Here is a 10,345-nt window from a genome sequence, read left to right as displayed (position 1 = left end):
ACGCCGTGCCCCCGCCGGCGAGGAGCCGACGGGGGCACAACGAGACGGGGGATCAGCCTGCCGCGGGAGCGTTGTCGGAGCGGCGACTCGGCACGGTCGGCAGCTTCAACGCGGTGGGGGCATGCGCCGGGACGACCGGATTGCGCGGCGCGATGGGCGCGATGCGCTGATACGGGGCGTTCTGATCCGGACGCAGATCCTGCTCACCCTTGTTGGGCCAGTAGGCGGCGGCGCGTTCGGCCTGCGCGGTGATGGTCAGCGACGGGTTGACCCCGAGGTTGGCCGAGACGGCCGCGCCGTCGACGACGCTGAGCGTGGGATAGCCGTAGACGCGGTGGTAGGCGTCGATCACTCCGGTTTCGCGGTCGGCGCCGATGGCCGCGCCGCCGAGGAAGTGCGCGGTGAGCGGGATATTGAACACTTCACCCCATGTGCCGCCTGCGACGCCGTCGATCTTCTCGGCCACCCGGCGGGTGACGTCGTTACCGGCGGGAATCCAGGTCGGGTTCGGCTGGCCGTGCCCCTGCTTGGAGGTGAGCTTGCGGCCGAAGAGCCCGCGTTTGGTGTAGGTGGTGATGGAGTTGTCCAGATGCTGCATGACCAGCGAGATGATGGTGCGCTCACTCCAGTTGCGCACGCTCAGGAAGCTCAGCAACGTCAGCGGATGGCGCAGCGCGATGCCGAGGAAGCGCAGCCAGCGCGGGATGCGCCCGCCCCCGTCGACCATCAGCGTCTGCAGCAGGCCCATGGAGTTCGAGCCCTTGCCGTACCGCACCGGCTCGATATGGGTGTCGGGAGTGGGGTGGATCGAGGACGTGATCGCCACGCCCTTGGTGAAGTCCTGGCCCGGGATCACCTTCTTGGTGGCCGCACCGACGATCGACTCGGAATTGGTGCGGGTGAGCACGCCGAGCCGTTCCGAGAGGTCGGGCAGCACGCCCTGATCGCGCATGGCGTGCAGCAGCTTCTGGGTGCCGAGGGTGCCCGCGGCGAGCACCACCTTGCCCGCGGTGTAGGTGGCCGGGCTCTTGCGGACCCAGGCGCCGGTGCGTTCGGTGGCCACTTCCCAGCTGCCGTCCGGCTGCGGGCGCAACGCGGTGACGGTCGTCATCGGAATGACCTGCGCGCCCGCCTTTTCCGCGAGGTAGAGGTAATTCTTCACCAGGGTGTTCTTGGCGCCGTACTTGCAGCCGACCATGCAGTCGCCGCACTCCAGGCAGCCGGTGCGCTCGGGGCCGACGCCACCGAAGTACGGATCCTCCACCGTTTTGCCGGGTTCACCGAAGAACACTCCGACCGGCGTCTGCACGAAGGTGTCGCCGACGCCCATGTCCTCGGCGACTTGCTTGAACACCTCGTCGGCGGGGGTCATGTGCGGATTGCGGACCACGCCGAGCATCTTCTGCGCCTGCTCGTAGTACGGGGTCAGCTCATCACGCCAGTCGGTGATATCGCGCCACTGGGCGTCCTGGAAGAACGGCTCCGGCGGCACGTACAGGGTGTTGGCGTAGTTGAGCGAGCCGCCGCCGACGCCGGCGCCGCCGAGGATCAGCACATCGCGCAGCGGGTGGATGCGCTGGATGCCGTAGCAGCCGAGCTTGGGCGCCCACAGGAATTTGCGCAGATCCCAGCTGGTCTTGGGCAGCTCGTCGTCGGCGAAGCGGCGGCCGGCCTCGATGACGGCGACCTTGTATCCCTTCTCCACCAATCGCAGCGCCGTGACGCTGCCGCCGAACCCGGACCCGACGATGAGGACGTCGTAGTCCGTCGCTTGCTCAGACATGGGGAAACTCCTCGGTGGGCGTCGGCAGTGACGCCGGTTACGCTAATGACGACAGTTGGAACTGTCAACGAAGGGTGCGCTTGGTATCTATGCTGGTCGCGTGTCCCGATACAGCCGCACCCAGCTGGCCGAACTGAGCGGCGTCCCGGCGCGAACGATCCGCTACTACCACTCGCTCGGCTTGCTGCCCAAGCCCGAGCGAGTCGGCAAGGAAGCCCTCTACCGCACCGAACACCTCGACCGGCTGCGCGACATCCTCGCCATGCAGGCCCGCGGCCTGCGCCTGGACGCGATCCGCGAGGTCTTCGCCAGCGACGCCGGGGCGGGCGCGAGCGATTGGCGCGCGGTGTTCGACCCGCGCAAGCCGGGACATTCCGACCAATCCGCCGTCCTCGACGACGACGAACTCACCGAACTGCTCGGCGACCGCCGGCCCGACATCGTCGAGGAACTCTTGGCCGCCCAATACCTGGAACGGCACGGCGAGAACTGGGCAATCCCGGACCTGCCCATGCTCAAGGGGGCGCTGATCCTCTACGACGTCGGCACCGACGTCACCCTCAGCGGCGCACTGCGCAAACTGATCCGGGCGCGCATCGCCGAGCTCGCCGACGAAATGGTGCGCACCTTCCGCGACGCGGCCGCGACCAGCTACGGCGGCGAGGGCATCGGCAGCGACCTCAGCCGATTCCGCGACCGGTTCCGTGCCGCGGCCTGGGAGGTCGGTGGCGCCACGCTGGCCGACGAAATCGAACGCGCGGTCGCCGAGCTGGACGAATCCGGGCGCTGAGCCGGCGGCCGGCCACGCTGTGGGGGAGCGGTGATCACTGTTGTTGACATCGCTCTCGGCGATGGGTCAGGGTGAGCGCATGACCACACCGAGGGCCCGCGCACGCGCCCAGACGATGGAAGACATCAAACGCATCGCGCGCACCCAGCTGGCCACCGAGGGGGCCGCCGCGCTGTCGCTGCGCGCGGTCGCCCGTGAACTCGGCGTCGTCTCGTCGGCGGTCTACCGCTACGTCCGCAGCCGCGACGAACTGCTGACGCTGCTGGTGGTCGACGGGTACGACGCCCTCGGCGATGCCGTCGACGCCGCGGTCGCGGCCGCCGCCGCCGATCCGGCCGCCCGGCTGCGCGCCGCGGCGCACGCCGTCCGCGACTGGGGTCTGGCCGAACCCGCCTGGTACGGACTGCTTTTCGGCACACCGGTGCCGGGCTACGCCGCGCCCGCCGAACAGACCGTCGCGCCCGGCACCCGCGTCATCGCGACACTGCTGCGCCTGGTCGAAGCCGCGCACCGCGACGCGGCACTCGACGAGCCGGCCGCGACCAAGCCCATTTCCTCGGCCACTCTCGGCGATTTCGCGCGCATCCGAACCGAATTCGGCCTGGAGATCCCCGACTGGCTGCTGGCGCGGGCACTGGTGCTGTGGAGCGCGCTGTTCGGCGCCGTCAGCTTCGACGTCTTCGACATGTACGGGCCGGGCACCTTCACCGACCGCACCGAGGTGTTCGACCTGCAGTTGACCGGCTGGCTAACCCTGCTCGGATTCCGCTGAACCCGCGCCGGGTCGCTGTGCACCGCACAGGATGAGTGCGGTCCTGGTGAACAGTGGCGCCAGTTCCGGCAAATGCTCGGCACCGCGCTCGTACAGGCAGGCGACGATCCGATCGCTGATCCCGCCGAGCAGCATGTCGATCAGCGCCGGATCCGGATCGACGGGAACCTCACCGCGCTGCACACCGATCCGCCCGACCGCCACGATGTGCTCGGCGAAGAGCCGATGGACCCGCGCGCGATGCTCGATCAACGCCGGTCCGGCGGCCAGGATCTCGATGTAGAGTGCGCGCGTGGCGGCCGGGCGGGCGGCCAGGATCTCCAGGAACACCCGGAACGAGGTGTGCACCCGTTCGGCGAACGGCGTATCCGCGCCGAGGGTGATCGTCTCGGCGAGCAGTCCGAGGCAATCGGCCACCGCGCTGTCATAGGCGGCGGCGAAGCATTCCTCTTTGCCGCCGAACAGTGCGTAGAAGGTGCGCCGGGCCACCCGAGCCCGCCCGACGATCTCGGTAACCGTGGTCGGGGCATAGCCCAGCTCACCCACCGCCTCCAATGCGGCCGCGCACAACCGCTGGTACTGCGAGTTCTCGACTTCTTCGCGGGTGAGGCGGTGCGGGCCATGGGGCAGCCGATCGGGCGGCCCATCAGTCAGCACGGTCATGCGACCAGGATATGGGCTCGTCGGACACGAGCTCTTCGCCGCGACCGGCCACCGGTGAGATCCGGGTCATAGTTGCTACGGAATGTGATCCATCCTATGGTTACCCGCGAGTCAGGAACGATGGAGTTCCGCTCTTGTCGGGATGAGGGGACACATGATCAGACATCGACGTCTCGTTCGGAGTGCCGTAGCCACCCTGGTGACCATCGTCGCGGTCACCACCGCGCTGGTGGCGGCCCAGACCGGGCAGGCACAACCGGACGGCGGCGCGCTCGGCGCGCACTGGACCGCCACCCATGACGGCCCACGCGCCTACCCGAATGTGCACATCGACTGGGATGTGCCCATCACGATGAGCGACGGCACCGTCCTCAAAGCCAACGTCTACCGCCCGGCCGACGCCGCGGGCAGGCCGATCGAGGAGAAGACGCCGACGATCGTCAACCTCACCCCGTACACCAAACTCGTCGGCAACGTGCTGGATTCGGCGCTCACCTTCCCGGTGCTGGCCGACGCCCTCACCGAACTCTTCAAGAGCTTCGACCTGTCCGCCTACGGCCTGGGTGGGCTCACCGAGATCACCAAGGCCATGCCCGCGGGCACCCTGCGATCGTTCGGCGTGGACCGCAAGCTCATTCAGAGCGGCTACACCCAGGTCGTCGTCGACGTGCGCGGCACCGGCTTCTCCCAGGGCACCTGGCAGGTCTTCGGCGAACGCGAACAGCTCGACGGCGTCGAAGTGGTGAACTGGGCCGCCGCCCAACCCTGGTCCACCGGCAAGGTCGGCATGACCGGCATCTCCTACTCGGCGATCAACCAGTTGCAGACCGCCGAACGTAAACCCGAAGCGCTGCAAGCGATCTTCCCGATCGTGCCGGGCAGCGACCTACTGCGCGACATCGCGGCCACCGGCGGCGGCGTGGGATTCGGGTTCCTGCCCGCCTGGCTACTGGCCGTCAACACCTCCAAACTGATCCCGGACGTGAAGTCGATGTTCGACGGCCGGTTCGACTGGAAATGGCTGGCCGACCGCGTCCAGGACCCACTGACCTTCGTCAACTACCTGCTCGCCGCGCTCACCGTGCCCAGCGTCGACGCCATTCCGCCGCACCTGCTCGAACTCATCCAGGAAGACAGCGCCATCCGGCAATCCTGGCTCGGCCACCCCGACAAGATCGACATCCCGACCTTCGTCTACGGCGGCTGGCACGACATCTTCACCTATTCCTCGCCCCGGGTCTACAACGCCGTCGACGTGCCCGACTCGCAGAAGAAGCTCATCATGGGCGACATCTACCACCTGACCACCGGCAGCGGAAACGGCCTTCCCGGCGCGCCACCGCGACTGGACGTGCTGCAACGCGCCTGGTTCGACAAGTGGCTCAAGGGCATCGACAACGGCATCGACACCTACGACAACGTCACCCTGTGGCAGCAGGGCGGCGGCTGGACCAGCACCACCGCCTTCCCCCGCCCCGGCATGGACTACCGCCGCATGTACCTCGACGCGGCACCGTCGGGCACCGTACGCAGCGTCCACGACGGCAGCCTGAGCCCCGCGCCCGGCGCACCCGCCCAGCTCACCGTCGCACCCGGACTGGCCACGCTGTGCTCGCGTGATTCGGCCACCGGCACCGCGGGCATCACCGGCATCCTCGACGCCTGCGCCAAGGACTCGCGGATCAGCGAAACCAGCGCCCTGACCTTCACCAGCGCCCCCGTGCACGGACCGACCGAGATCTCCGGTCCGATCAGCCTGCACCTCAACGCCGTCCACGACGCCACCGACGGCTACTGGTCGGTGACCGTCAACGATGTCGCGCCCGACGGACGCTCTACCGTGCTCACCAGCGGCCAGCTCACCGCCTCACTGCGGACCGTGGACGAGACGCGCGCGAGCCGCTCGGCCAACGGCGACTACACCGACCCATACCCCGTGCTCACCCTCGCCACCAGGCAACCGCTGGTGCCCGGTCAACCCACCGTCATCGATATCGGGCTCACCGCCACCGACGCCATCCTGCAGCCCGGGCACCGGCTGCGCGTGGACGTCTACGCGATGAACTTCCCGCGCGGGCTGCCGCTGCGCCCACTGCTCAACGAGAGCGAGCTCAAACCGCAGCACGTGCGACTGGACCCGAACCAGCCCAGCTGGATCAATATCCCGGTCTCGGGCACGCCGGGGTGGTGACCGCCGCCGTCAGAACCGGATACACGGTTCGGTGAGCTGTAGCCGGCGCGAAGTCGGACCGTGGAAATCGGTGGCCACGGTCCGCAACCCGCTCGGCACCCCCGCATCCGGCACCCCGACCACCGCCCGATGCGCCGCCGGGTCGGGCGCTCCCGCCGCATAGTCGTGCGGCGGGAGCATGCCCTCGAAATCCACCGGCAACCCCTCGGCCACGGCCGTACGCAGCGCCGCCCGGTCGACGGTGCCCGCGGCCACCACCTTCTCCAGCACCGCCCGCATCGGATAGCTCAACGCCCAGCCGGCGTTGTAACCCCAATTCTCCGGGACCCGCGGCGCGGCGGCCCGCGCGCTCACCGCACCCGCACTGGCGCCGTCCCATCCGTCGAAGGGCGCGGTCGTCGCGTAGCGGGCGATCAGCGCGGGCCCGGCGGGGGAGTCCAGCAGCGCCGCGTTCCACGTCGGCAGGGAACCGATGAACCGGCCGGGGTAGCCGCGCTGCACCAGCTTGCCGACGATCTCGCCGGCCTCCACCGGGCCGGTGGCCAGCACGATCGCGTCCGGCGGATCGGCCAGCAACTGCTGGATCACCGAATTCTGGTTGCCGAGTTCCCGATTGGACGCGGTGGTGATGTTCGCGGTGACCGGCACGTTGTTGGTCATCGCCCAGGTACGCGCTCCCGACGCGTAGTCCTCACCGTAATTACCGGAATAGGCCACGACCGCGATCCGCTCGGGCCGACCGTACCGCTGCGCGAGCCAATCCAGCCCGAGGACCGCCTCGGTGCAGTAGGAGTAGCCGATCTCGAGCACCAGACCACGATCGGTCTGCGAGTATTGCCAGCCCGACCACAGCGTGCCCGCACCGGTGAGCATGTCGTCGCTGTCCATCTGCCCCAGAATCGTCTGGGTCTGCGAGGTGCCGAGGCTCATCGCCAAAGCCAGCACATGTGGCTGCACCTTCGCGTACGCGGCGGCGTAGCGCGTCGGGTCATAGCTGGTGTTCTCCACATAGGTGGTGTCGTCGACCTCGTAGCGGCCGCCGATCCCACCGGATCTGTTCACCGCGGACCAGAAGGCATGCTGGCCGTCCTGCAATGCGGTGCCGAGCGAGGCGAACGGCCCGCCGCCCAGATCCGACAGCACACCCAGATAGAGACAACCCTTGCTCTCGTCCACCGCCTGCGGACAAGGCGCACTGGTGACTCCCGGCCCCACCGCGTCCGCGCCGGAGCCCGAACAACCCGACACCAGCAACACCCCCGCGACGGCCGCCGCGACCGCATCTCGCACGCGCCGCGCCGTCGTATTCCGCATTGTCAACGGTCACCTTTCACACCCCACCGAAACATCCGGTGGCCCTGGTGAACCGGGACTGTAGCGGCAGGCGGCAGGCGATGAGGGCGTTTTCGACCTTGGCGTGCGGCGATCAGTCCGTCGCGGGCGCCAGATCCGATCCCGGCTCCGCGTCCGCGTCCGGCTCCTCGTGCGGCGGTGTGGTGAACACATCGATCTGCTCGCCCACATAGCGGATCACCACCGCCGCCACCGCCGCCACCGGCACCGCCAGGAACGCCCCGACGATCCCGTAGAGGGCGCCGCCTGCCGTCACCGACAGCAACACGATCACCGCGTGCAGCTTCATGCTGCGGCTCTGCAACACCGGTTGCAGTACATTGCCCTCCAGCTGCTGCACCGCGACGATGATGCCGAGCACGATCAACGCCGTGGTCAGGCCATTGGCGACCAGCGCGACCAGCACCGCGAGCGCACCGGCGACGAACGCGCCGACCATCGGGATGAACCCACCGAGGAAGGTGATCACCGCGAGCACCAACGCCAGCGGCACATCCAAGATCACCAGTCCCAGACCGATCAGCACCGCGTCGATCATGCTGACCACCGCCTGGGTGCGGATGAACCCACCGAGCACCGCCCAGACCCGGGCCAGCACCTCCTCGAGGTGCCGGCCGGCAGGGGAGCCGACCGTATTGTGCAGCCACGGCAGGAAACGCGGGCCGTCCTTGATGAAGAAGAACGACAGCACGAGCACGAGGAACAACGTGATCAGCGCCGACGTCGCCGCGCTGACGCCGGTGAACACGCCGGTCGCGATCTGCTCGGCACTGGACTGCAATCGGCTGACCACCGCGTCCACCGCGGAATCCAACTGCTCGTCGCGCACATTCAGCGGCGGGCCCTGCAACCAATCACGCACCTTGTTGATGCCCTCGGTGGACTTGTCCGCCAGCGCAGGCGCCTGATCGACCACCGACGGCACGATCAGCGCGATCACACCCGCCAGCACGCCGAGGAACCCGATCACCGTGATGGAGGCGGCCGCGGCCGGACGCAACTTGTGATCCATGAGCCAGCGGGCCGGCGGCCACAGCACGGTGGCGACCACGATCGCCAGCAGCACCGGCAGCAACACCACCCACAGCTTGGCGACCACATTGCCGATCACCCAGGCGCCCGCGGCGATCGCGACCACGCACAACGCCCATTTCGCCAGCCACAGCACCCCGACACCGATGGCGTCACCCCGATTCGGCGTGCGATCGCGAGCGGTCTTCTCGGGTGCGGTCTTGTCCACGTTCGGCCCGTTCACGCCGCCAGTCTTACACGGATCCGGCGCACCGGCCGGGCACGTCGAGGGTGACGCCCATCGCGGTCGACGGTCGGCGCGGCAGGTGCGCGCCGCCGAACCCGCCGGTCAGCGCGGGACCCGCACCGGATCGGCGCAGCTTGCCACCGCATCCACGAACGAGCAGTTCGCGGGGCCGCGGGTGGGCCGGTAGCCGGGCGGCACGCCACCCGCGCGGGTGATGTCGGCGTAGGCGGGGACGGCGTCGGTCGGCCGCCTGGTCAGCGTGGGGTCGGTGCGGACGTCGACGGTGTAGAGACCGAAGCGCGGGGTGTAGGAACCCCATTCGTAGTTGTCGGTCAGGCTCCAATCGTTGTAGCCGATGAGGTTCATCCCGTCGGCCTTCGCGCGTTGCAGCCAGTACACGGTGTCGCGCAGCAGGTCGGCCCGGGTGTAGCCGTCGGCCCGTGGGCGCCCGTTCTCGGTGGGCATCCCGTTCTCGACGATGTAGAGCGGTCGGCCGGGGAACCGGCGCGCATAATGCTGCAATGCGTAATAGATACCCTCGGCCTGCAACGGCATCGTCCACAGCCGGTTGATATCCGGCAGACCCGCCAGCAGCGTCTCGGGGGAGAAGCCGTAGTAGTAGTCGATGCCGATGTAGTCGAGCTTCGCGCCGATCCGGTCGATCAGTGGTCCGTTCACCACGTCCTCGGCGGTCGGAATATAGGCGACATTGCTGGAGACGAGCGCGCCCGGATGTACGCGGTGGATGTGGTCGTAGATGGTGTTGTGGGCCAGCGCGATACGTTCCTGCATGGCCGGAACATCGCCGGCGCCGATCCCGCCGTGGCGCACTTCGTTCAGCACGTACATCGCCGGCTCGTTGAACGTGATCCACAGCGGGTCGTGTCCGGCATAGCGATCGACGACGACGCGCGCGTTGGCCAGCCAGTCGTCCACGATCGCCGGATTTCGCCAGCCACCGCGGTCCACCTCCCAACCCGGATACACCCAGTGGTCCAGGGTGAGCATCGGCCGCATGCCCGCCGCTTCGATCGCGGCGATGACGTTGTCGTAGAACCGGAATCCCGCCGGATCCCATTCGCCCGGCCGTGGCTGCAGCCTGGCCCACTCGATTCCGATGCGGTAGACCCGCACACCCAGCTGCGCGGCCAGTGCGATGTCGGAGCGGAAACGACCATAGAAGTCGATCGAATTCAGGTACGGATCCTCGGTCTTACCTGCCGCGATATAGCGCATCCAATTGCTGTCGGGCGCATTGCCCTCGGATTGGAAACCCGAAGCCGCTACGCCCCAGAGGAAATCGTCACCGAGCGGTGCCACCGTCTGCGGGGCCTGCGGCCTGGCCGCCGCTCGGCCACCGACCAGGGCAGTGGCGGCGACGGCGGTGAGCCCGGCGAGAACGTGGCGGCGGTTCGGTTGACGCAACTCGTGCTCCTCATAGGGAAGGGGGCCCGGGGTGATGTGCGAACAAGCCTAACGACCGATAGGGCAGTGGGGTGGGGAAGTGGAAGGTCCGCGTTGATTTCTCGTGGTGG

General features: G+C 68.4%; 8 protein-coding genes. 3 read left to right on the top strand and 5 right to left on the bottom strand.

The features are described from left to right. Positions 1-52: 52 nt before the first annotated feature. Positions 53-1,783 carry a GMC oxidoreductase gene (locus GV790_RS27360; protein WP_163817471.1) on the bottom strand — a complete coding sequence of 577 codons (1,731 nt, stop codon included), beginning with the start codon at positions 1,781-1,783 and terminating at the stop codon, positions 53-55. A 100-nt stretch (positions 1,784-1,883) separates the two neighbouring features. Here GV790_RS27360 and GV790_RS27355 point away from each other — a divergent pair, with 100 nt between their 5' ends. Next, complete coding sequence (locus GV790_RS27355; protein ID WP_163817468.1) at positions 1,884-2,573, top strand: MerR family transcriptional regulator; 690 nt, start codon at positions 1,884-1,886, stop codon at positions 2,571-2,573. A 79-nt stretch (positions 2,574-2,652) separates the two neighbouring features. Further along, positions 2,653-3,345, top strand: coding sequence for a TetR/AcrR family transcriptional regulator (locus GV790_RS27350; RefSeq protein ID WP_163817466.1), 693 nt, complete (start codon positions 2,653-2,655; stop codon positions 3,343-3,345). Here GV790_RS27350 and GV790_RS27345 read toward each other — a convergent pair. Then, on the bottom strand, positions 3,322-4,008 hold the full coding sequence (locus GV790_RS27345; RefSeq protein ID WP_163817464.1) for a TetR/AcrR family transcriptional regulator: 687 nt from the start codon (positions 4,006-4,008) through the stop codon (positions 3,322-3,324). The two genes, GV790_RS27350 and GV790_RS27345, sit on opposite strands and share 24 nt — an antisense overlap. A 154-nt stretch (positions 4,009-4,162) precedes the next feature. Between GV790_RS27345 and GV790_RS27340 the strand changes: the two genes are divergently transcribed. Then, positions 4,163-6,199, top strand: coding sequence for a CocE/NonD family hydrolase (locus GV790_RS27340; protein WP_163817462.1), 2,037 nt, complete (start codon positions 4,163-4,165; stop codon positions 6,197-6,199). A 9-nt stretch (positions 6,200-6,208) separates the two neighbouring features. Here the strand turns inward: GV790_RS27340 and GV790_RS27335 are convergent, their stop codons facing one another. From GV790_RS27335 to GV790_RS27325, 3 genes are all read right to left on the bottom strand, one after another. Further along, positions 6,209-7,513, bottom strand: coding sequence for an ABC transporter substrate-binding protein (locus GV790_RS27335; RefSeq protein WP_163817459.1), 1,305 nt, complete (start codon positions 7,511-7,513; stop codon positions 6,209-6,211). 112 nt (positions 7,514-7,625) lie between these two features. Beyond that, a complete protein-coding gene (locus GV790_RS27330; protein WP_163817457.1) occupies positions 7,626-8,807 on the bottom strand; it encodes an AI-2E family transporter in 1,182 nt (393 codons plus the stop codon). 105 nt (positions 8,808-8,912) lie between these two features. Beyond that, the gene (locus GV790_RS27325; protein WP_163817454.1) at positions 8,913-10,235 is read right to left on the bottom strand and encodes a family 1 glycosylhydrolase; all 1,323 of its coding nucleotides are present in this window, start codon (positions 10,233-10,235) and stop codon (positions 8,913-8,915) included. Positions 10,236-10,345 lie beyond the last annotated feature (110 nt).

The organism is Nocardia cyriacigeorgica, from assembly GCF_010858045.1.
Classification (GTDB): Bacteria; Actinomycetota; Actinomycetes; order Mycobacteriales; family Mycobacteriaceae; genus Nocardia; species Nocardia cyriacigeorgica_E.
The sequence above is the reverse complement of the archived record's forward strand: the minus strand, read 5'-3'. Positions and strand labels throughout refer to the sequence as shown.